This window comes from Leuconostoc lactis KCTC 3528 = DSM 20202 (assembly GCF_014651235.1).
Lineage (GTDB): Bacteria > Bacillota > Bacilli > Lactobacillales > Lactobacillaceae > Leuconostoc > Leuconostoc lactis.
On sequence record NZ_BMWM01000008.1, the window covers coordinates 38,571 to 61,025 of the forward strand.

The following is a 22,455-nucleotide window of genomic DNA, read 5'->3' on the forward strand; positions in this document are numbered from 1 at the left end:
CATGGTTACATTAGTAGGGATACTTGACCTTGCGCGTTTTCAATTCGCAATGACAACGATTTTCCACTTCTTCTTTGTACCGATGTCAATCGGGCTAGGTGTCGTGGTGTCAATCATGGAAACGATGTATGTCATCAAAAAAGATGAAACATACAAGAAAATGGCGCAATTTTGGGGTAAGATTTTCTTGTTGAGTTTTGCGGTAGGGGTTGTTACCGGCTTGATTCAAGAATTTCAATTTGGTATGAACTGGTCTGAATATTCACGTTATGTCGGGGATATTTTCGGTTCATTGTTAGCCATTGAAGCGCTGGTTGCTTTCTTTGCGGAATCAACATTCATTGGCTTGTGGGTATTTACTTGGGATCGTTTTAAGCCAAGTATCCACGTTTTGTTCATTTGGATTACAACAATTGGGTCAATGATGTCGTCGCTTTGGATTTTGGCGGCTAACTCATTTATGCAAAACCCAGTTGGTTATGCGATTGACAATCACATAGGACGTGCCGAATTAAAGAGCTTTAGTGCGTTACTTGCTAACAAGCAGTTGTGGGTTGAATTCCCGCACGTGGTTGTTGGGACATTGGTCACAGCTGGTTTCTTGGTTGCGGGTATGTCAGCTTTCAAATTATTGAAGTTGAAAAAAGGTGACAGTGAGATTCCCTTCTTCCGTAAGTCAATTAACATTGCCTTAATCGTTGGTTTGATCGGTATTGGTGGTGCCTTGATTTCAGGTGATAAGCACGCTTATGATTTGCAATCAATGCAACCTATGAAGTATGCGGCGATGGAAGGTGTTGATAAGACCATCAATTCAGCTGACCGTAAGGATAAGGCACAACCTTGGTCATTGATTTCAGTAACCAATCCCAAGACACACGAAGTGATTGCTAACGTTGAAATCCCTTATGTTTTGTCAATTTTGGGTAACCACTCATTGACGGGTGGCAAGACAATTGGGACAACTGAATTAGAAAAGGAATTCCAAAAGAAGTACGGTAAGGCAAATCCTGAGATTAAGAGTTACTATGTGCCTGAAAACACATTGTTCTACTCATTCCGTGTCATGGCAATGGGTGCTGGCGCACTCTTGCTATTGGCCATTGTTGCCCTTTGGATGAACCGTCGTAAGTCACAATTAATTTTGACACAACGTTGGTTCTTGTGGATTATGGGGATTGCAACTTTTGTCCCATTCTTGATCAATACAGCCGGTTGGTTAGTGACTGAATTGGGTCGCTATCCATGGGTTGTTTACGGCCTAATGCCAATTAGTGAAGCTGTTTCACCAAATGTGTCAGTGGCTTCGCTATTGATTTCAAATATTATTTACTTCTTGACATTTGCCTCACTCGGTGGCGTGATGATTTGGTTGGCGCGTCGTGTTTTGCACGCTGGCCCAAATGCGGAAGATACAGAACACTTGTCTCCAAGTGATCCGTACAGTCACTTGGCCAAGGGAGGTGAAGCCTAATGAATACACTAGAAATTTTATGGTTCGTTTTAATTGGCGTTTTGTGGGCTGGCTTCTTCTTCCTTGAAGGATTCGACTTCGGTATCGGGATGCAATTCATCTTTAACGCCCGCGATGAAAATGATCGTGATGCGCTATATGAAGCAATTGGTCCTAACTGGGATGCCAATGAAGTGTGGTTAATCACAGCTGGTGGGGCGATGTTTGCAGCCTTTCCAAACTGGTATGCCTCATTGTTCTCAGGCTTCTACTTAATGCTATTGATTGTGTTGTTGGCTTTGATTTATCGTGGGGTTTCCTTTGAATTCCGTGAACAAATGCCAACCATTCAAGGGGCGCAACTTTGGGAACGCTTGATTGGGATCACATCAGTGATGGTCCCATTCTTCTTAGGCATGATCTTTACTGCCATGGTATCAGGGACACCAATCGATGCCCGTGGTAACTTAACGGCTGGTTTCTTTGATTACGTGACACCATTTACTTTGGTTGGTGGTATCGCAGTGGCTTTGATGAGTTATGTGCACGGCTTAAACTATACACGCCTACGCATTATTGGCCCATTGCGTGACCGTGCAGTAACGCAATTAAAGTTCTTGTACCCAGTTTTGTTAGCTGGGGAAGCGTTGTTTGCCGTGTTGCTCTTCTTCTACACGGACTTTATTCAAACAAAGCCAGTCTGGACATTGGCAATTTTGGCCCTAATTGTGGTGACGACGTTAATGAGTTGGTATACAGCGTTGAAGACAAAGTCAGAAGCTTGGCCATTTGCTTTGTCAGGTTTGGCATTAGTTGAAGTGGTTGTCTTACTCTTCGTTGGGCTATTCCCACGTGTGATGGTGGCCAATAACCCATTGCACACGCTAGATATTATGAATGCGTCATCAACACCTTACACCTTGAAAGTGATGACAATTGTGGTGATTACAGCTTTGCCAGTAACCCTTGCTTATCAAATTTGGAGCTTCTGGGTTTTCCGCAAGCGAATCGTTTCCCACAAAGTGGTTGAATAACATTGAGAAAAACGTTTACAATTGACTGTAGACGTTTTTTATTTTTAATTGGCAATGAGATGATCAACATAATCTCAAATCAAGATAACTTGTAGGAATAGATAAAGATAATATGATTGATAAAAGACTTTTCAAACTAAAAGGGATCATGACCACATTGCTGGGACTCGTGATTTTAACTGGGATTCAAGGTCTAGCGATTCTGGCCCAAGGTATTTTCCTGGCACGGGCGATTGTGAGTCTTTGGCAAGGCCAACCGGTACAATCGGCATTGGCGTCGGTCGGCTGGTTTGCGGTAGCATTTATTGTGCGACAAATCTTAATCGTGGTTAAAAATGAATTGATGGCCAACTATGCGAATCGAGCCGTTGAAACGTATCGAGTACAATTGTTGGCACGTTATACTGCGTTAGGTTCAACGCTGGTTGCTGAACAAGGGACGGGAAACACCGTGACCACGTTGGGGGCTGGGCTAGACAACGTGAAGAACTATTTTCAGCTCTTGCTAGTGAAAGTATTTGATTTAGGCATCATTCCTTGGTTGATTTTAAGCTATATTTTTTACCTTAAATGGGAACAAGGCCTCTTTTTGCTCTTGATTTTTCCAGTGATCATTGTTTTCTTCGTGATCTTAGGTTTGGCTGCGCAAAGTAAAGCCGATGCGGAATTTGCCAACTTTAAAAATTTGAACAACCGATTCGTCGATGCGTTACGTGGGTTACCAACTTTAAAGCAGTTGGGGTTAGCTGAAGATTACAGCCAAGAAATTTTTAAAATTTCAGAAGACTACCGGAAAACAACCATGCGGACGTTACGGATTGCGATGACGTCAACGTTTGCATTGGATTTCTTTACCACGCTATCAATTGCGGTTGTGGCTGTCTTTCTAGGGTTTGACCTGTTGGATGGTAAAATGACGTTATTGCCGGCTTTGACAATTCTGATTCTCGCACCGGAATATTTTTTACCGTTACGCAATTTCTCTGATGATTATCATGCGACCCTCAATGGTAAAAACGCCTTAACCGATGTTTTGGAGATGTTAGACAAGCCAGAAGTGACGCAACGTGATGTCTTGCACTTATCAACGTGGACGCCAACGTCAACTTTGTCAGTGAGCGACATGAATTTTGGGTATGACGGCACGTTAGTGTTAAAAAACATGACGTTACAGGCTAAAGGGTATCAAAAAATTGCGATTGTTGGGGAAAGTGGCGCTGGTAAGTCTACCTTACTGAATCTCTTAGGTGGCTTTTTGCGCCCAAACAGTGGTGATTTTGAAATTGATGGCCAAACGATTCCGCATTTTGCGCAAAAAGATTGGCAAAAACAATTTTTCTACATGCCACAACACCCTTATATTTTCCATGAAACGCTGCGCGATAATATCACTTTTTACGCCCCACAGGCTTCTGATGCAGCTGTTGCGGCGGCCATTGAGCAGGCAGGGCTACAAAGCTTGGTGGCAACGTTGCCCGATGGTTTAGACACGGTGATGGGAGAAAGTGGACGCCAGGTGTCTGGTGGGCAGGCGCAGCGCATTGCGTTAGCACGGATGTTGCTGGATGAACAACGGCATGTGTTGTTGTTTGATGAACCAACAGCTCATCTTGACATTGAAACTGAGTATGAGTTGAAACAAACGATTGCACCCATCTTGGCGAATCATCTCGTCTTTTTTGCAACGCACCGCTTACACTGGTTAGATCAAATGGATTATGTGTTGGTGATGCGTGATGGGCAGATTGTCGAACAAGGTGAACCGGCCGTCCTATTGGCTGATAGTCAGAGTGCCTTGAATCACTTGCGCTCAGAATTACGAGGTGGACAATGACAAAAATAAAACAACTTTTACGTCGCGATCATTGGATCGTACCCTTCTTGAAAACACAAAAGAAAGGCTTGTTTTGGTCCATTTTTTTGGCGTTCTTAACCACGTTTGCGGCTGGCGCGTTGATGTTTGTGTCGGGTTATTTGATTTCACGCGCAGCCCAGCGGCCAGATAACATTTTGTTGATCTATGTACCGATTGTTTTGACACGTGGTTTTGGTATTGTGCGCCCAGTCTTTCGTTATGCACAACGCCTCGTTTCGCATAATTGGGTGTTGAAATTCGTGTCAAAGTCACGGCAACGTCTTTATGAAAGTGTGGCCAGTACCGCAAGTAGCATTCGTGGCCGCTTGCAAACTGGTGAAATTCTAGGGTTGTTAGCGGGTGACTTAGATCAATTACAGAATCTGTATTTGCGCACGATTTTCCCACTTGGCGCCGGCTTAATGTTATATTTGTTTGTCAACTTAGGGTTTGGCGTGGTGGACTGGCGTTTCATGATTTGGTGGTTTGTGATGTTGACCATCATTTTGGTGGTGATTCCGCTCCTGAGTTTTTGGGCAAATCGTCAGCGGATTCAGCGTCAAAAGCAATTACAAGCGCAACTCTATACGGAAACAACAGATGCCGTACTTGGTTTACAAGACTGGGTGTTGTCAGGCCGTCAAGCTGATTTGATGGCGCGTCAAGGGCGTACAATGGCGGCATTATCCGCTGCTAAGCATTGGGGCATGTCGTTTGGTTGGTGGCGTGATTTTATCATCCAAATGCTGGTGTTGGTGTTAGCAATGAGTACCATTTTTTGGGCCGGCCATCAATTTGCGGGTCACACGATTGCGGTGAACTATATTGCTGCCTTTACGTTAGCGATTTTCCCATTAGTCGATAGCTTTTTGGGTGTTAACCAAGGTGTGAGTGAGGCGCCTTTTTACGAAGACAGTCTTCAGCGGTTAAATGAGCTGCCAGTACCAGAACTAACACCAGAAAGCCCGATTCATGTGACTGATTCAACGATTGCGTTGCATGATGTAACCTTTCAATATGATCAGCAACGGATTATTGATCACATGACTCTGACGATTAAACCAGGTGAAAAAATCGCTTTACTCGGGCGTTCAGGATCAGGGAAGACGACGTTGTTGCGGTTGATTACGGGTGATTTAACACCGACAACTGGGCAGGTAACTATTGGCGGACAACCAGTACAAGCGCTACGTCATCAACTGGCGCGGCTTGTTGCAGTGTTAGATCAGCAAGCTTACTTGTTTGATACGACAATTTTGAATAATGTGCGGATGGGTAATCCTGGGGCGACAGATGACCAGGTGAAAGAAGCCATTCGTAAGGCTGGTTTGCAGCCATTGATTGATCGTTTGCCAGATAAATATGACACTCAAATGCAAGAAGCGGGGCAACGCTTTTCCGGTGGGGAACAACAGCGGTTTGCCTTGGCACGAATCTTGCTACAAGATGCGCCAATTGTTATTTTAGATGAACCAACTGTTAGTTTGGATCCCAGAACTGAACGCGCCGTGTTAGACCAGATTTTCAAAGTGCTACATGATCGCACGATTATTTGGGTAACGCATCACTTAACGGGGATTGATCAAGTTGATCAAGTCTATTTCTTGGCAAATGGGCACTTTACACTATCAGGTACCCCACAGTACCTACGGGAAACGTCCCAACACTTTAGACAATTATTAGCACTGGATACTTTTAACTAATGGCAAAAAAAAGACAAAAACGCGGCAGAAAACGTTTATTGAAACTAGATTTATGGCTCTGGGTGAGCACGATTTTAATACTGGCAATTGTCGCTAGTTTTTGGTCACAAACAACGATTTTTAAACCAGCGCAACCGACCACTAAACAAGACGATATTAAAGCACAACGCATCGCGTGGATTAATGAACTTGCCCCTTATGCACGTCAAATGCAAGAACAGTATGGCGTGATTGCTTCAATTAGTATCGCGCAAGCCATTCTTGAATCCAATTGGCATACGTCAATTTTATCGACGCAATACAATAATCTTTTTGGGATTAAGGCGCGTGCGGGTCAAAAAAGTGTCGTATTGCCGACCCAAGAGTTTGAAAATGGCGAATGGAAAACCATTCAAGGCCGTTTTGCAGCTTATGATTCTTGGCAACAAAGTATGAAAGCACACGCAGAGTTACTTTATCATGGTACCAGTTGGAATGCTGCCCAATATCAACATGTCTTAGCCGCAAAGGATTATCAAGCCGCTGCTGCCGCTTTGACACGCGATGGCTATGCCACGGATCCAGCTTATGCGGAAAAACTCATTTCGATTATTCAAACTTGGCAATTATCACGATTTGATATCCCACAAAAATAAAACGAGCTTCGGCTCGTTTTTTTGTGGTTGACGAACTGCTGTTCGTGTGGAAATCTGGTATAATAATAGGAGTTAATTTACACTTTAGGAGCACACATGTCAGTAGAAGAACTCATCAATGGAATGAACGACAAGCAGGCCGAAGCTGTCCAAACAACGCAAGGCCCACTTTTGATTATGGCAGGTGCCGGATCAGGAAAAACGCGCGTGTTAACGCACCGGATTGCCCATTTGGTAAAAGATTTAAACGTGATGCCATGGCGCATTTTGGCGATTACCTTTACCAATAAGGCCGCTAAGGAAATGCGCGAACGAATTGGTGCGTTGTTGTCTGAAGATGTGGCGCGCGACATTTGGGTGTCAACTTTCCATGCTTTGGCGGTGCGCATTTTACGTCGTGATGGTGAAAATATTGGCTTGTCTCGTAATTTTACGATTATTGACACTAGTGCGCAGCGCACATTGATGAAGCGTGTCATTAATGACCTCAACTTAGATACGAATCAATACGAGCCACGTACCGTGCTTGGGATGATTTCCAATGCGAAAAATGACATGTTGCGGCCAAAGGACTATGCGCAACAAGCCGATAACGCGTTCCAAGAAACTGTGGCAGAAATTTATGCGGCGTATCAAGCCGAATTGAAGCGCGCGCAAAGCGTGGACTTTGATGATTTGATTATGTTGACAATTGATTTGTTCCAGTCATCACCTGACGTCTTAGCACGCTATCAAAATCAATTTGACTATTTACATGTCGACGAGTATCAAGATACCAACGATGCGCAATATACCATTGTCAATATGCTTGCGCAGCGCTCACAAAATCTCGCCGTGGTCGGTGATGCCGATCAGTCAATTTATGGTTGGCGTGGCGCCAACATGAACAACATCTTGAACTTTGAAAAGGATTATCCTAACGCACAAACGATTTTGTTGGAACAAAACTACCGTTCAACGCAAAATATTTTGGATGCGGCCAATGCCGTCATCAACAATAATAATGAACGGCTACCAAAAAATCTCTGGACGCAAAATGGACAGGGTGACAAAATTACGTATTATCGCGCGCAATCTGAACATGATGAAGCGAATTTTATTTTAGCCAATATTCAAAAAATGCGCGCCGAAAAGCAAATGGCGTACAGTGATTTTGCCGTGTTGTATCGCACCAATGCGCAATCGCGAAACGTCGAAGAAGCCTTGGTGAAGGCTAATATGCCTTATACAATGGTTGGTGGTCATAAGTTCTATGAACGTAAAGAAATTCTGGATATTATGGCTTACATGCAACTGGTAACCAATCCCAATGACAATGCAGCGTTTGAACGGATTGTTAATGAACCCAAGCGTGGCTTAGGCGCAACGTCGATCACACGGTTGCGGGAACTCGCCAATCGGTTGAATGTTTCATATATGACAGCGATTGAAAGCATTGAATTGGCCCCCGCGATTTCAACGAAGGCGACGTCAAAGTTCCTCGAATTTGCTGAAATGATGCATGAATTACGCCAGCAAGCTGAGTTTTTGAACGTGACGGAACTCGCTGAAATTGTGATGACACGGTCTGGTTATCGGCAAATGCTAGCGCAAAAAAATGATCCGGATAGCCAAGCACGTTTGGAAAACTTGGAAGAATTCTTGTCGGTGACCAAAGAATTCGATGCCAAGTATCAACCAGATGATCCAGAAGCCATTGATCCGATGACGGACTTCTTGGGCACCACTGCTTTAATGAGTGATTTGGATGACTTTGAAGAAGGCGACGGCGCGGTGACATTGATGACGTTACATGCAGCCAAAGGCTTGGAGTTCCCTGTTGTCTTTTTGGTGGGCATGGAAGAAGGCATCTTCCCCTTGTCACGCGCGTTGATGGCTGAAGATCAGCTTGAAGAAGAACGACGCTTGGCGTATGTTGGGATTACCCGCGCCATGAAAAAACTGTTCTTAACCAATGCCTTTTCGCGTTTGTTGTATGGCCGAACACAATCTAATGAGGCTTCTCGCTTTATTAATGAAATTTCTCCAGCCTTACTTGAGACTGAATATGATCAAAATACACGGGTAACACCACATCGTGATTTGCCGTTTGATCGGAAAAACCAGCGCGCGCAAGCAACAACTTATCGTGCGACCCCAGTGACTAAAACAACTAGTGGCACGACTGGTGGGGATCAAATCACTTGGGCGCCAGGCGATAAAGTCTCTCACAAAAAGTGGGGGATTGGGACAGTGGTTGCCGTTAGTGGTGATCGTTCGGACCAAGAACTTAAAGTGGCCTTCCCATCGGAAGGGGTGAAGCAGTTACTGGCAGCCTTTGCACCGATTACAAAGGTTAACTAACCAAGTAAGTGCGACTTTAATATGAGATTAGGAAAATAGGATGTTACCAGAATTTACACCAATTGAACAATTGTCTACGTCAGCAGCACAACAAGAAGTTGCCCAGTTGCAAGCTGATCTCACTGAATATGGGGTCGCCTACTATGAACAAGATGCCCCGCTGGTTGAAGATCATGTCTATGATGCGCTTTATGCGCGATTAGTGGCGCTAGAATCAGCTTTTCCACAGTTTGTGACGCAAGATTCCCCAACCCAAAATGTTGGTGGTGCCTTGACAAAATCTGGCTTAGCCAAAGTGGAACATCCGGCACCCATGTTATCTTTGGGGGATGTTTTTAGCTTAGAAGAGTTAGCAGCTTGGGATGAACGGACGACCAAAAGTCTCGGTTTTCAATCGCCTTATAACCTTGAATTAAAAATTGATGGGTTAGCGGTGGCGTTGACTTATATTGATGGCCGGCTTGTCCAAGCGTCAACCCGTGGGAATGGGACAATTGGCGAGGATGTCACGCGTAACGTCAAAACGATTAAGGCTATTCCACAGCAATTAACGGAACCCTTAACCATTGAAGTACGTGGCGAAATTTATATGCCTAAAAAGAGTTTTGCCGCTTTAAATGTACAACGTGAAGCCGATGGCTTGGAACCGTTTGCTAATCCTAGAAATGCGGCAGCTGGCTCATTGCGGCAGCTTGACGCGCAGGTGACGAAACAACGCGAATTATCAGCCTTTGTGTATTATACGGCTGAACCAGAGGTACTTGGTGTTACCACCCAAAGTGGGGCGTTGGCCCGTTTTGCCGAGCTGGGTTTGCCGACCGATACGCATAATAAAGTGATTGAAAAAATGGCTGATATTGCTGATTTTATCGCCACCTATACAGCTAAGCGTGACACGTTGGCCTATGGAATTGACGGGGTGGTGGTGAAAGTCAATGCGCTGGATAATCAAGTGGAGCTTGGTAATACGGTGAAAATTCCGCGCTGGGCGATTGCCTATAAGTTCCCACCAGAAGAAGCCTTAACGGTGGTTCGCGATATTGAATGGACCGTGGGTCGGACGGGCGCCGTCACACCAACGGCTGTCATGGATCCTGTTCAACTAGCTGGGACCACAGTGCAACGTGCTAGTTTGCACAACCCTGATTATTTGCAACAAAAAGATATTCGCATCGGGGATACGGTCACGTTGCATAAGGCTGGTGATATTATTCCGGAAGTTGGCCAAGTGATTTTATCTCAGCGGCCAGCCGATAGTATCGCATATCCGATACCAGTTGCCTGTCCAGCGTGTGGGTCAGAATTAGTCCACATCTCAGGTGAAGTGGCGTTACGTTGTATTAACCCTTTCTGTGCGGCACAAATCCAAGAAGGGTTGACGCATTTTGCTTCACGTAATGCGATGAATATCGCCGGTATGGGGCCACGTGTGATTGACCAATTATTAAAAGCCAACTATATCAAGGATGTGGCGTCAATTTATCGCTTAGATATGACGCAATTATTATCTCTGGATAAGTTTCAAGAGAAATCAGCGGCTAATTTGTTAGCCGCTATTACGCAATCAAAAGAAAATTCGTTAGAACGGTTATTATTTGGTCTAGGGATTCGACTTGTTGGGGCAAAAGCGGCACGTTTGGTGGCAGAAAAGTTTAAGACCTTATCGGCGATTGCCGAAGCGACCGTAGCCGAAATTGCTAGCATTGATGGGATTGGGGAGGCGATTGCCCAATCGATTGTACAATACTTTTCACATCCGGAATCACAACAACTATTAATTGAATTAACCGCCGCTGGCGTGAATCAGACGTATTTATCAGACGTTGAAGTTGATGAAAATTCGTTTTTCTATGGTAAAAAGATCGTCTTAACTGGTAAACTAGAACAGAGCAGCCGACCAGCAGCAACGAAGTGGTTACAAGATCATGGGGCACAGGTTGCGGGTTCTGTATCAGCAAAAACCGATTTGTTGATTGCTGGTGCTGATGCTGGTAGTAAGTTAGAAAAAGCGACTGCACTAGGGGTGCTTGTTTGGACAGAACAAGAATTTTTAGAAGCACAAGCAAAAGAAGGTAGTGAAAAATGAAGCGAATTGGATTCCGAGGCTATATGATCATTGCAATCGCCATCCTGGTTGTCGCCGTTGCGGGACTTTATTTTTTTAATATGAATCGCGTCACCCCAACAGCGACTAAGAAAGCACAAGGCGTGCAAATTACGCAAAGTGCACCAGGACAATACCAAACCGTGATTAAGGATGGCCGTTATTTAGTCAGTGCGGCTCGTGGTATTACGGCCAGTTCTGAGCCGAATAATTTAGATGTGAAACACTTTGAATCAGGGTTGTTGGACTTAGCGAAAACAAAGTTTAAGCCCAGCCAATATATTTTCCAAGAAGGCCAATACCTGTCAGCGGATACGGTAACCAATCTCTTAGACCGTAAGAGTAACAGTAACCCAGATGGTTTGAACCCAGAAGATAATGGCAAAACGGATGACTCACGTAATCCAATTTATGTTCAAACCTTAACCGAACAAGATTTCATGTCAAAAGAAGGCAATAATTTGAAATTGGCTGGTATGGTCGTTGGGGTGGCGATGAATACCCAAGATGAGTATCAAAAAGAGCAGTATGGGGCAACGTATACGCAAAATATTTCGGATGCTGATCGGATTGCCTATGGTAAAAAGATTGCGCCTAAAATTGTGGCCAAAGTACGCGAACAAGCTGGAGTATCAAAAGATACACCAATTGTGATTGCCATGTATGCCAACGCGCCATCAGATTCGCTGGCACCAGGGAATTTTTATGCTGAAGCTGTTAGTGATCAAGGGACAACGTTAAAAGATTGGCAAACTTTTTCTAACCAATCGATTGTCTTGCCAAAAGAGGCGACAGATACGTCTAAGTTAGGCACGGATGAAAACAATGGTTTTGCCAACTTTAAAAATGACGTGGCTAATTTCTTCCCAAACATCGCTGGGGCAACGGCGGTGGCGAACTTTAAGTCAGGGACACTGTCAAGTATGAACGTGACGGTGACGACGCAATTCTACAGTCAGACAGAAATTGAAAGTTTTACCACTTATGTTGCGCAGTCAGCTTTGAAGTTCTTACCAAGTAATGTGCCAATTCGGATTGAAGTCCGCACAGCTAACGAGCTCCAAGCTATTTTGACACGACAAGCCAATGATAAGGCCTTTACAATCACACTTCTCAATTAAGCATAGCGTGCTATGCTTTTTTGTATATATACAAAAAATGGTATAATTAAACTATGTCAGAATCGGAAAAATATTTAACAATTCGTGCCCTTACGGCCTATTTAAAAAGGAAGTTTGATGCCGATCCATACTTAGAGAAAGTCTATGTGACGGGTGAAATTTCGAACCTTGGTCGTCGTCGCGGTCGGCACTTATACTTTTCCATTAAGGATCCGGAAGGCCAAGCGGTTATTTCAGCGGCTATGTTTTCCTATGCCAATCGGTTGAAATTTGTCCCAGAAGAGGGGATGAAAGTGAATGCTGTTGGTCGGATTCAAGTTTATGAGCCCAGCGGGACTTATTCAATTATTCTGGAACAGATGACGCCTGATGGGATTGGGGAATTATTTTTAGCGTATGAGCAGCTGAAGAAAAAATTAGCTGCTGAAGGGTTATTTCAATTGCCAAAGCGGCCGTTACCCGTTTTCCCAAAAAAAATTGCTGTGGTGACATCGCCCACTGGGTCAGTGATTGAAGATATTGCGCGCACCGTGCAACGGCGTTTCCCCATGGCGCAGGTCGTGTTGTTTCCTGCTCTAGTGCAAGGGGACAAAGCTGCTGCATCTGTGGTCAAACAAATTAAGCGTATTGATGCTAGCGGCGAGTATGATACGCTAATTGTTGGTCGTGGTGGTGGTGCCATTGAAGATTTGTGGGCCTTTAATGATGAAACGTTGGCGCGGACTATTGCCGCTGCTAAAATTCCGATTATTAGTTCCGTTGGTCACGAAACCGACAATACGTTGGCTGATTTGGTGGCGGACCATCGTGCCGCAACGCCGACCGCGGCTGCTGAATTAGCTACACCCGTTACTCTGGCGCAATTGGTTGCGCGTTTGAACGAATTGCAGCTGCGTTTGACAGTTCGCATGAAGGCACTGATAACGAGTCGCCAGCAACGATTAGCACGCGTGGCCCAACGACCAATCTTTCAACAGCCGGATCGTTTGTATGTTGGCTATAATCAGCGTGTTGATCAGCTATCACAACGACTCAGCCAGCAAATGCAGCAGCGCCTGGTGATGGCACAACATCAATTAGACAATCTCACGCAACGCCAGCGTCAGTTGCGCCAAACATTATTACAAGCACCGCGGGAAAAAGTGCAATTACTGACCGCAAAATTAGACTTGATGAGTCCACTAAAAATCTTGACGCGCGGCTATGTTGTGCTCTCTAAAGCCGACCAAGTCGTCCGTCATGTCGATGAATTGCAACCTGAAGATAAGGTCACGGTACGTTTGGCTGATGGCCAAGTAACTGCAAAAATTATAGAAACGAGCCAGTTAAAATGAGTGAAAAAGTGACTTTTGAAGACAAGCTAGAACAATTGGAAGCGATTGTGAGCCAATTAGAACAAGGGGATCGGCCACTAGAAGGCGCGTTAGCTGATTTTCAGACTGGCGTTGGCTTGGTCAAAGAATTACAAGAAACGTTGAAAAATGCCGAATTAACGTTGGCAAAAGTCATGTCAGACGACGGTGAATTAAAGGATTTGGAATTAACAAATGACTAAATTTGCAGAATTACGAGCGACTTATGGGCCGAAAATTGATGCACAATTAGCACAGGATTTAAAACAAATCACAACGGATGCCCAGTTTTCAGAGATGATGGCTTATGCTGTTTTGAATGGCGGTAAGCGTTTACGGCCGTTATTAACGTTGGCTGTCATTTCAAGTTTTCAACAAACCATTACACCGCAAGCCCTGAAGTTGGCGACAGCGGTTGAATGGGTGCATTCTTATTCACTCGTGCATGATGATTTGCCAGCAATGGACAATGATTTGTTACGGCGCGGGCAACCAAGTGTCCATGCGAAATTTGGGGAAGCCGCAGCGATTTTAGTTGGGGATGCCTTGTTAACGGGCGCTTTTGAGGTGGTCACAACGGCTAATACCTTAGCGCCAGCTGAGACCATGATTCCCGACCAGACTATTGTGACAATTGTCCAGAATTTGGCCCATTTTTCGGGTGCTGCTGGCATGGTGATTGGCCAAATGCATGATATGGCCAATCATGGCCAAAACTTACAGACAGCAACAGACTGGTTGTTGCAAGAAATTTATACCCCAAAAACGGCGGCTTTGATTCAATTTTCGGCGCAATTAGGGGCGCAATTAGCCACACTTCATCAAACACAAGTACCAGAAGAGACGCAAGCCATGGCGCAATTTGGGTTGGATTTCGGCTTGGCCTTCCAAATTCAAGATGATCTTGATGATTTTGAACAAGATGATACGGCAACCATTGGCGCTTTGCCACACTTGATTGGCGTGTCGGCAGCGCGGACGCTGCGAGATCGTTACTTGCAAGATGCTAATGACCGTTTGACACAGTTAACAACGCTAGTGCCAGCGTTTGACCGAACACTATTGGATGATTTTTTGACTTTAATTGGAGATTAAGTATGGGTGCAGTAGATAAAGAGCGCGTAGATGTGTTACTCGTCCAGCAAGGGTTATTTAGTTCCCGTGAGCAGGCTAAGCGTGCGGTAATGGCTGGGCAAATTCTGGGTGAAAATGAAGAGCGCCTGGACAAAGCAGGAGAAAAAATTCCCGTGACTACGGCGCTACACTTTAAGGGTGAGCGCTTGAAGTACGTCTCACGTGGGGGCCTTAAGTTGGAGAAAGCCCTTAATGATTTTGATATCACAGTGCAAGATAAAGTGGTACTCGATATTGGGTCATCAACGGGTGGTTTTACCGACGTCGCCCTAAAAAATGGGGCTAAATTGGTCTATGCTTTAGATGTCGGGACCAATCAGTTGGCCTGGAAATTACGTTCAGATGACCGTGTGAAAGTGATGGAAAATACGAATTTCCGCTATTCACAATTACAAGATTTTAAGTTTGGGCAACCGGAATTTGCTACGATTGATGTGTCCTTTATTTCGTTAGGCTTAATTTTACCGCCATTAGCCAACATCCTACAAATGGGCGGGCATGTTGTGGCGTTGATTAAACCACAATTTGAAGCTGGACGAGAAAACGTCGGCAAAAACGGGATTATTAAAGACCCCAAAGTCCATCAACAAGTTTTACAAAAAGTAACGCAAATGATGGTCAATGATGGTTTTTCGGTGACAGAGCTCACGTATTCACCAATCAAAGGTGGTCAAGGGAACATTGAATTTTTGGCTGTCTTAACTCGCGATGACAAGCCCAAAATTGCCGACAAAATCGACATTGATGCGTTGCTCACGCAAACTTATGCACAATTAAACCACACAGGAAGCAATGAGCATGAATAAGAAGACGCGACAAAAAACGCTTCTGGCTTTGATTCAAACCCAACAAGTTGGGCGACAAGAAGATATTGTGGCGCATTTTGAAACGCTTGGGGAAACTGTCACCCAAGCGACGATTTCGCGTGACATTAATGAACTCGGCTTAATTAAGGTCCCCAACGCCCATGGTGGGTTTCATTATCATTTGCCAAAACAAGATGATCGCCCACATTTGCAGCGGTTACGCCGTGTTTTGCAACAATCATTTTTGAGCCAACGGGCGCAACGCGGCCAAATCTTTTTAAAAGTACAACCTGGTAGCGGTCAAATGGTTGCGAATTTGTTTGAACAAGTCAATTTCCCAGAAGTCTTTGGGACACTAAGTGACGATAGTTCAGTCCTCGTATTATTGAAAGACGGCGTGACGGCCAACCAAATGACGAATATCATTCAAAAATTACTGGAAAAATAACGAGAAAGATAGGTGCCTTGGCACGGTGATCGCAATGCTAGAAAATTTGATTATTGAAAACTTTGCCATTATTGAAAAAGTTAATTTGCAATTTGAAGCCGGTATGAGTGTGCTCACGGGTGAGACTGGCGCCGGTAAATCCATCATTATTGATGCGCTATTAATGCTCACAGGTGGTCGTGCCAGTTCGGAAATGATTCGTCATGGTAGTCCAAAAGCTGTGCTACAAGCCGTTTTTCGCTTACCAGAAAACGACAAGTTGTTGGCACATCTTGCCGAAATCGGGGTACTAATCGAGGATGGGGAACTAATTATTTACCGTGAGTTGAATGCCAATGGTCGCAGTTTAATCCGCTTAAACGGCGTGGTTGTTAATTTGAAAACGTTGGCTCGTGTCGGGCAGTATTTGGTCGATATTCAAGGGCAAAATGATACCCAACAGTTGCTGAATGTGGATGAACATCTCATTTTGCTAGATGGTTTTGGTGGGGAAAAGTTACAGGCCACTAAAACGGCTTATCAACAGGTTTTTCAAGAATTTCGCGCCATTACTCAACGATTACGTAAGATTCAAACGTCGCAGCAAGATATGACGCAACGGTTAGATTTACTTCAGTTCCAGCAACAAGAATTAGCTGAAGCTGATCTTCAGCCTAACGAAGAAGAGTTTTTGCTCGATGCACGCGGGAAACTGTTAAATCATAAAAAGATTGCGGATCGTTTGCAAAATGCCCAGTTGGCTTTGAATGGCGAACAAGGTGGTGCCCTAGACATGCTGGCACAAGCCATGCATGAATTACAGGAAATTGCAGAATTCGATGCGACTTATGCCGAATTAGCGACAACGATTGCCGATAGTTATTATACGGCACAAGAAGTTGGCCGTGATGTGGATGAACAAATCGGCGCGTTAACTTATGACGAATCGGAATTGTTACGCATTGAAGACCGCTTACAGCTGATTCACACATTGGAACGAAAATACGGCCCAACAGTTGCTGATGTCTTGCAATTTAAAGCTAAAATTGATCAAGAATTAGCAGCATTGGACCATGATGAGTTTGATATTGAACAATTGCAAGTGAAACAAAACGAATTGCGTCAAGTGGTCCGCAAGCAAGCAGTTAAATTGCGTGAGGTACGACAAGAAGTGGCACGGCACTTAGAGCAAGCTGTCAATCAACAATTAAGTGAATTGTTGATGTCAGGCGCTGAATTTGCAGTGCGCTTTGAACCAATTACTGGTTACATTTCTTCGGGCGCAGACAAAGTTGAATTTTATGTCCAAACCAACGTCGGGGAAGGCCTAGCACCATTAGCTAAAATTGCGTCAGGCGGTGAAGCGGCACGTTTGATGCTCGCGTTAAAAACAACTTTTGCCAAACAACAACACATTGTCTCCATTGTGTTTGATGAGGCAGATACAGGGGTTTCTGGTCGCGTGGCGCAAGCTATTGCACGTAAGATGCTCACGATTGCTGCCGATTCACAAGTTTTGGCCATTACGCATTTACCACAAGTTGCCGCTGCGGCAACCCATCATTTTCTGATTGCCAAAACAACTGAAAATGACCGTACGGTGACGCAAGTAACTGCCTTAGATGAGGCTGGTCGTGAAGGGGCCATTGCCATGATGTTGTCTGGTGAAGATATTACAACTACTGCATTAGCCAATGCACGAGAATTACGCCAACAAGCACCAAAAATTAAGCACAAAAAAAACAACTGACTGCATATGTCAGTTGTTTTTTTTGTGCTTAATGCGCGACAATCGCTAAGAAGATGACGAATAGAATAGCGAGACCATACATCAAAGCGTGTACTTGCTTACCACGACCTGTTGCAAGCATTGTAATTGGGTACAAGATGAAGCCCAACGCAATCCCATCTGAGATTGAGTAAGTTAGTGGCATACCAATCACAACCAAGAAGGCTGGTGCTGCAACGGCAAGGTCATCCCATTCGATTTGACGGAGGCTCTTGGCCATCAAGACACCGACCACGATCAAAGCTGGTGCTGTGACTTGTGATGTTACCACTGTCAACAATGGTGAGAAGAACAAAGCAAGCAAGAAGAACAAGCCAGTAAAGACGCTCGTCAAACCTGAACGACCACCAACAGCGATACCAGATGATGATTCAACATAAGCTGATGTTGGTGATGTTCCAACAACCGCACCGACAGTCATACCAACAGCGTCAGCCATCAAGGCACGACCCGCACGTGGCATTTCATTGTTTTTCATGAAACCAGCTTGTGTAGCCAAGCCAATCATAGTACCAGCTGTATCAAAGAATGTGACCAACAAGAACGTAATCACAACTGTGATCAATTGAATTGAGTTGATGTCACCAAGATGTGTGATACTTTGACCAAAAGTTGGGGCTAATGATGGTACAGGTGATACTAAGGAAGAAGGCAACTTGATGAGACCAAAGATGATCCCAACAATTGATGTCAACACCATTCCGACGAAAATCGCCGCTGGCATTCGCATTGACAAAAGGACAAATGTGACAATAATGCCAAAGATGGCTAACAATGATGTTGGCGATGTGAGGTGACCAAGGGATACCATGGTATCCTTGCTAGCCACAATCAAGCCTGCATCGTGAAGGCCAATAAAGGCAATGAACAAACCAATACCTGCGGCAATGGCTAATTTCATGTTTTGTGGAATCAAGTTGATAATCTTTTCGCGGACCTTAAAGAATGTCAAGACCAAGAAAATTAAGGCGGCTACTAAAACACCAGCCATGGCTGTTTGCCACTTAACGCCCATACCAATGACAACAGAATATGAGAAGAAGGCATTCACCCCAAGACCAGGGGCGATAGCAATTGGGTAAAGAGCGACAATACCCATGAATAATGTGGCAATAGCGGCAGAAACGGCTGTCGCTGTGAAAACTGCGCCTTTATCCATGCCAGCTGCGCCAAGCACAGAAGGGTTAACAAACAAGATGTAGGCCATCGACACGAATGTCGTGAGACCAGCGATGAATTCAGTACGAACTGATGTGTTCAGCTCATCGAGCTTAAAATACTTTGCAATCGTAGACATGATTGCCTCCCAAAAAATAATGTAACGTTACAACGTTCTACTTAAGTTTAACAACATAAAATCCGAATTTAAACTAAAAAAACGGAAAAAATGGACGAAAAGACGATAATTTTACGTATTGAAAGCATGAAAGCGTTTTATAAACGAATGAGGTTTCACTAATGTTCGTGTTTTGTTCTTTGGGACAGCTGAGCCAACTCATGTGCAGGATGATAGGGGCGTAACCGAACATTAGCCCCCAGATTGCCGTTAGATGGTTGCCAATTAACGGGTTAAATAATGCTATAATAGAAGTATCATTAATTTAAGGAAGTTCAGCATGGTAGCGCAGCTCGTGTTGGTTCGACATGGCGAATCAACGGCAAATCGTGATAATGAATTTACAGGGTGGACAGATGTCCCCTTAACCCCTAAAGGGCAACAACAGGCGCGCCAAGTTGGCCAAATTTTAGCCCAATATCAGTTACAATTTGATGATGTGCATACGTCTTATTTGCAACGCGCCATTGTTACAGGAAATATCATTTTAGATGAGATGAACCAAGCATGGGTGCCGATGCATAAAACTTGGCGCTTAAATGAGCGTCATTATGGGGCGTTACGCGGGTTAAATAAAGATGCCGCACGCCAAAAATACGGCGTAGAGGCAGTGGCTTTATGGCGTCGCAGTTATACGGCAGTCCCACCCTTACTGGCAGAAACAAAACCCACGCATCGTTATCCGCTAGGGATTGAACCACGTGGTGAAAGTCTAGCAATGGCGAGTGACCGGTTATTACCTTATTGGCATCAGGTCGTGGCACCCGCTTTGCGTGCCGGGCGACATCAATTGATTGTCGCGCATGGGAGTACGCTACGGGCATTAATTAAATACCTCGAACAAATCAGTGATGAGGCGATTGATGGTTTGGAGATTGCCAATGGCGATCCCATCTTTTATCAAGTTGATGCCCAGTTACATTACGGACAACGGCAATATCTCACGCATAAGCCTGCACGTTAAACCACACAATAAAGGAGTCACACTTTGGAAACGACAACATGGACACGCATTAAAAAATATACGGAATTACAAGGAACTTCTGGACAAGAACATCGCGTTCGGCAAGCTTTTCGGGCAGATTTGACACCATTGGTTGATACGGTACAACAAGATGGGTTAGGCGGTGTGTTCGGGGTGAAACAACATGCCGATCACACGGCACCACGGGTGATGTTTGCGGCCCATATGGATGAAGTCGGATTTATTGTCACGGCTATTTTACCTAGTGGCGCCTTTAAAGTCGCAGCGGTGGGTGGTTGGAACCCAGCAGTTATCTCTTCTCAGCGCTTTAGTCTATTTACAAAAGACCATGTGTATCCGGTTGTGTCAAGTTCAGTGAGTCCTCATTTACTGCGGGGTAGTGGGCAAGCACCACAGTTACCAACTGTTGATGATATGTTGTTTGATGCTGGTTTTGTGGATGATCAGGAAGCAATGGCTTATGGGGTACGACCTGGCGACTTTATTGTGCCAGAAGTGACCACCGTCTTGACGGCCAATCAGCAACGGGTGATATCAAAAGCTTGGGACAACCGTTTTGGGTTAGTCACGTTATTAGGGGCGTTAGAAGACCTACAAGACGTCACAACGCCGAACACGTTGATTATGGGGGCTAATGTACAAGAAGAAGTTGGCTTGCGTGGGGCGCATGGCGCAGTTAATCTCATGCAACCAGATATTTTCTTTGCCGTGGATTCCAGTGCTGCTGATGATAAGAATGGCGGGGCTGGTCACCAAGGTCGCCTGGATCAAGGGACGCTGTTGCGTGTCTTTGATCCGACCGTGGTCGTGCCATTGCGCTTGAAAGAATTCCTATTGTCAACGGCTGAAGATAATCATATTCCTTATCAATACTTCGTTTCTAAGGGTGGCACGGATGCGGCCGCTGCGCAAAGTGAACTGACGGGAGTACCGTCAGTCGCATTAGGCGTAGCATCACGCTATATCCATACCCACCAAACAGTTTGGTCGATTGCTGACTTTGAAGCCACCCAAGCTTTTGTGGTGGCGATTGCCAAGGCACTTGACGAAACGACGCTCAAAACGATTATGGGTGATTAAAGTTGCATGTTTAAAAAGTTACAGAAATTAGATTATTGGATTGCGGTGCCGTATGCCATCTTAAGTATGTTGGGTGTGGTCATGGTTTTTTCAGCAACGCAAGGCACGACAACAGCATTAAGTAATTTTATTAAGCAGGCGATCTTTGTGATTGTCGGCTTATTTGGTGCTTTTTCACTGTATCATTTTAATTTAAAAATCCTGCAGCGACGAAAATTTTTAAGACAGCTGTTGCTGGCAATTATCGCGGCATTAATTGTGGCGAAGTTCTTCATGCCAGCCGTTAACGGTGCGCATGGGTGGATTAATTTAGGTATTGTGACACTGCAACCAGCCGAATTTTTAAAGCTAGCGTTGATTTTGTATTTTGCCGCATTTTTTGCCCGCGAACCTTGGGAAAGACATGTGCCATTACGCGAACAAGCTGTTGCCCGTTTTGATGTTTGGGGATTACCAGCTTTTAGTTTGCTGCTTGTCTTTATCATGCCAGATAATGGTAATGCCTTGATCATTTTGCTGATTTTGCTGGCCATTTTCTTGGCGTCAGGGGTCTCACGTAAGGTGATTGCGTTGGTCGCAGCATTTGGTGGCTTGTTGTTTGGTTTTTTACAAACCATCGTGCGTCTTGTTGACCATTACTTTAATTTGAGTGGTGGCCAACATTACGCCTTGGCGCGTTTTACCAGTTTTGCGAACCCATGGGATCCGAGTGCTGCTGATGCGAGTCGGCAGTTACTGTATGGTTATTATGCAATTGCCCATGGCGGCGTCTTTGGTGTTGGGCTTGGAAATTCATTGATTAAGCCCTATTTGCCAGAATCTAATACAGATTTTATTATGGCTGTGATGACGGAAGAGTTAGGGGCTGTGACCACTGCCATCGTTTTGATTTTGATGCTGATTCTCGTTGCGCGCATGGTCATTTTAGGCATTCGGCAGCGTAGTCAATATTATCGCTTGTTACTCTTTGGCATTGCCACGCTACTCTTTATTCAAATGCTGGTTAATCTTGGTGGTGTGATTGGCGTTTTGCCGATTACCGGGGTGGTCTTTCCGTTTATTTCGGGTGGTGGTTCGTCGTATATTGTGTTCAGTGCTGCGATTGGGTTGACGTTAAATATCGCTGCCACGCAACAACGCTCGGTAAGCATTCATCCAGCTGATACACTAGCTAGAAAGGATTACAAATGACATTTGAAATACAACCACGACGTGCGTTATATGTTTATGGCAGATTGCAAGAAATAACTTGAACGAATTTAGTGACGTAGATTAAGTAAGAAGATCTCGATTGGTGT

At 44.7% G+C, this 22,455-nt stretch carries 18 protein-coding genes; 17 read left to right on the forward strand and 1 reads right to left on the reverse strand.

The features are described from left to right. Nucleotide 1 precedes the first annotated feature (1 nt). The 14 genes from IE039_RS03610 (at nt 2) to recN (ending at nt 17,717) form a co-directional block, all read left to right on the forward strand. Entirely contained in the window at nt 2-1,474 is a 1,473-nt protein-coding gene (locus IE039_RS03610; protein ID WP_010006044.1) for a cytochrome ubiquinol oxidase subunit I, read from the forward strand. Further along, nucleotides 1,474-2,487 (forward strand): cytochrome d ubiquinol oxidase subunit II, encoded by a 1,014-nt coding sequence (gene cydB / locus IE039_RS03615; RefSeq protein WP_010006045.1) that lies wholly within the window; start codon nt 1,474-1,476, stop codon nt 2,485-2,487. Before IE039_RS03610 ends, cydB begins: the two co-directional genes overlap by 1 nt. Nucleotides 2,488-2,599: 112 nt before the next feature. Then, nucleotides 2,600-4,321 carry a thiol reductant ABC exporter subunit CydD gene (cydD, locus tag IE039_RS03620; protein ID WP_048700098.1) on the forward strand — a complete coding sequence of 574 codons (1,722 nt, stop codon included), beginning with the start codon at nt 2,600-2,602 and terminating at the stop codon, nt 4,319-4,321. After that, complete coding sequence (cydC, locus tag IE039_RS03625) at nt 4,318-6,045, forward strand: thiol reductant ABC exporter subunit CydC (protein ID WP_189428740.1); 1,728 nt, start codon at nt 4,318-4,320, stop codon at nt 6,043-6,045. The genes cydD and cydC overlap by 4 nt, the downstream gene beginning before the upstream one ends. Next, complete coding sequence (locus IE039_RS03630) at nt 6,045-6,680, forward strand: glycoside hydrolase family 73 protein (protein ID WP_029509071.1); 636 nt, start codon at nt 6,045-6,047, stop codon at nt 6,678-6,680. The genes cydC and IE039_RS03630 overlap by 1 nt, the downstream gene beginning before the upstream one ends. 96 nt (nt 6,681-6,776) lie before the next feature. Beyond that, complete coding sequence (gene pcrA / locus IE039_RS03635; protein ID WP_189428741.1) at nt 6,777-9,023, forward strand: DNA helicase PcrA; 2,247 nt, start codon at nt 6,777-6,779, stop codon at nt 9,021-9,023. A 40-nt stretch (nt 9,024-9,063) separates the two neighbouring features. Continuing rightward, nucleotides 9,064-11,109: an NAD-dependent DNA ligase LigA gene (ligA, locus tag IE039_RS03640; protein ID WP_189428742.1), complete on the forward strand. Its 2,046-nt coding sequence runs from the start codon at nt 9,064-9,066 to the stop codon at nt 11,107-11,109. Next, nucleotides 11,106-12,248, forward strand: coding sequence for a CamS family sex pheromone protein (locus IE039_RS03645; RefSeq protein WP_129873311.1), 1,143 nt, complete (start codon nt 11,106-11,108; stop codon nt 12,246-12,248). The genes ligA and IE039_RS03645 overlap by 4 nt, the downstream gene beginning before the upstream one ends. A 53-nt stretch (nt 12,249-12,301) precedes the next feature. Further along, nucleotides 12,302-13,582, forward strand: coding sequence for an exodeoxyribonuclease VII large subunit (gene xseA / locus IE039_RS03650; RefSeq protein WP_189428743.1), 1,281 nt, complete (start codon nt 12,302-12,304; stop codon nt 13,580-13,582). Beyond that, the gene (locus tag IE039_RS03655; RefSeq protein WP_010002028.1) at nt 13,579-13,803 is read left to right on the forward strand and encodes an exodeoxyribonuclease VII small subunit; all 225 of its coding nucleotides are present in this window, start codon (nt 13,579-13,581) and stop codon (nt 13,801-13,803) included. The genes xseA and IE039_RS03655 overlap by 4 nt, the downstream gene beginning before the upstream one ends. Beyond that, nucleotides 13,796-14,695 (forward strand): polyprenyl synthetase family protein, encoded by a 900-nt coding sequence (locus tag IE039_RS03660; RefSeq protein ID WP_189428744.1) that lies wholly within the window; start codon nt 13,796-13,798, stop codon nt 14,693-14,695. The genes IE039_RS03655 and IE039_RS03660 overlap by 8 nt, the downstream gene beginning before the upstream one ends. 2 nt (nt 14,696-14,697) lie before the next feature. Continuing rightward, nucleotides 14,698-15,540 carry a TlyA family RNA methyltransferase gene (locus tag IE039_RS03665; RefSeq protein ID WP_189428745.1) on the forward strand — a complete coding sequence of 281 codons (843 nt, stop codon included), beginning with the start codon at nt 14,698-14,700 and terminating at the stop codon, nt 15,538-15,540. Further along, the gene (locus IE039_RS03670; RefSeq protein WP_010002025.1) at nt 15,533-15,988 is read left to right on the forward strand and encodes an arginine repressor; all 456 of its coding nucleotides are present in this window, start codon (nt 15,533-15,535) and stop codon (nt 15,986-15,988) included. Before IE039_RS03665 ends, IE039_RS03670 begins: the two co-directional genes overlap by 8 nt. A gap of 34 nt (nt 15,989-16,022) precedes the next feature. Further along, entirely contained in the window at nt 16,023-17,717 is a 1,695-nt protein-coding gene (recN, locus tag IE039_RS03675) for a DNA repair protein RecN (RefSeq protein ID WP_189428746.1), read from the forward strand. Nucleotides 17,718-17,745: 28 nt separating this feature from the next. Here the strand turns inward: recN and IE039_RS03680 are convergent, their stop codons facing one another. Then, the gene (locus IE039_RS03680; protein WP_029509077.1) at nt 17,746-19,053 is read right to left on the reverse strand and encodes an NCS2 family permease; all 1,308 of its coding nucleotides are present in this window, start codon (nt 19,051-19,053) and stop codon (nt 17,746-17,748) included. Between the two features lie 319 nt (nt 19,054-19,372). On the opposite strand from IE039_RS03680, the gene IE039_RS03685 reads away from it, so the two are divergent. Genes IE039_RS03685 through IE039_RS03695 form a run of 3 tightly spaced genes read left to right on the forward strand, consistent with a single transcriptional unit; the run spans nt 19,373 to nt 22,348 of the window. Next, the gene (locus IE039_RS03685) at nt 19,373-20,056 is read left to right on the forward strand and encodes a 2,3-bisphosphoglycerate-dependent phosphoglycerate mutase (protein ID WP_010003553.1); all 684 of its coding nucleotides are present in this window, start codon (nt 19,373-19,375) and stop codon (nt 20,054-20,056) included. A gap of 24 nt (nt 20,057-20,080) precedes the next feature. Next, nucleotides 20,081-21,157 carry a glutamyl aminopeptidase gene (gene pepA / locus IE039_RS03690; protein ID WP_189428747.1) on the forward strand — a complete coding sequence of 359 codons (1,077 nt, stop codon included), beginning with the start codon at nt 20,081-20,083 and terminating at the stop codon, nt 21,155-21,157. A 6-nt stretch (nt 21,158-21,163) separates the two neighbouring features. Further along, complete coding sequence (locus IE039_RS03695; protein ID WP_048700079.1) at nt 21,164-22,348, forward strand: FtsW/RodA/SpoVE family cell cycle protein; 1,185 nt, start codon at nt 21,164-21,166, stop codon at nt 22,346-22,348. Nucleotides 22,349-22,455: the final 107 nt, after the last annotated feature.